Origin of the sequence: Hyphomonas sp. NPDC076881, assembly GCF_050269995.1 — a bacterium.
Taxonomy (GTDB): Bacteria; Pseudomonadota; Alphaproteobacteria; order Caulobacterales; family Hyphomonadaceae; genus Hyphomonas.
The window spans coordinates 1-1,026 of the sequence record NZ_JBNNJJ010000035.1 but is presented as its reverse complement, the minus strand read 5'-3'; the positions used below and the strand labels follow the sequence as shown (position 1 = coordinate 1,026).

Genomic DNA, 1,026 nt, shown 5'->3' with positions numbered 1-1,026 from the left:
CCCTCGCGCCGCGGCGATGGCCATGCCGACCTCTCCTATGTCTATGGCGCGGCCGAAGAGATTGCCGGGCTGATGGACGGGTTCACCGTCATCGTCACCAAATCCACCGTTCCGGTGGGCACCGGGGACGAGGTGGAGGAGATCATCCGCAAGGCGCGCCCCGAGGCGGAGTTTGCCGTCGTCTCCAACCCCGAATTCCTGCGCGAAGGCGCCGCCATCAAGGACTTCAAGATCCCTGACCGGGTGGTCGTCGGCACCGAGGATGCGCGCGCCCGAGAGGTGATGAAGGAGCTTTACCGGCCGCTTTTCCTCAACGAGACGCCGATCCTCTTCACCTCGCGGCGCACCTCCGAGCTGATCAAATATGCCGCCAACGCCTTCCTGGCGGTGAAGATCACCTTCATCAACGAGATGGCAGACCTCTGCGAGAAGGTCGGCGCGAATGTGCAGGAAGTCTCCCGCGGGATTGGCCTGGATGGCCGGATCGGGGCGAAGTTCCTGAATGCCGGGCCCGGCTATGGCGGCTCCTGCTTCCCGAAAGACACCCTCGCCCTGACCAAGACGGCGCATGATTATGGCAGCCCGGTGCGCATCGTCGACACGGTGATCGATGTGAACGCGGCCCGCAAGAAGGCGATGGCCGACAAGGTGATCGCCGCGATGGGCGGGGACGTGACCGGCAAGACGATCGGTGTGCTGGGCCTCGCCTTCAAGCAGAACACGGACGATATGCGCGACGCGCCCTCGCTCGACATTCTGCCCGCCCTGCAGGCGGCCGGCGCGCGCATCGTGGCGTATGATCCCGAAGCGATGAAGGAAGCCGCCCACCTGCTCAAGGACATTGAGTTTGCGGGCAGCGCCTATGCGGCCGTCGACGGCGCCGATGCCATGGTCATCATCACCGAATGGGACCAGTTCCGCGCCCTCGACATGGGCCGCATCAAGGCCGCCATGAAAGGCAACACCGTCATCGACCTGCGCAACATCTACAGCCCCGAAGACATGGCCAAACGCGGCTTCCAATAC

General features: G+C 64.3%; 1 protein-coding gene. It reads left to right on the top strand.

What is annotated here, in order from left to right:
- Positions 1-1,026, top strand: a 1,026-nt coding sequence (locus ACQKI2_RS18575; RefSeq protein ID WP_427381121.1) for a UDP-glucose dehydrogenase family protein, incomplete at both ends; no start/stop codon positions are given.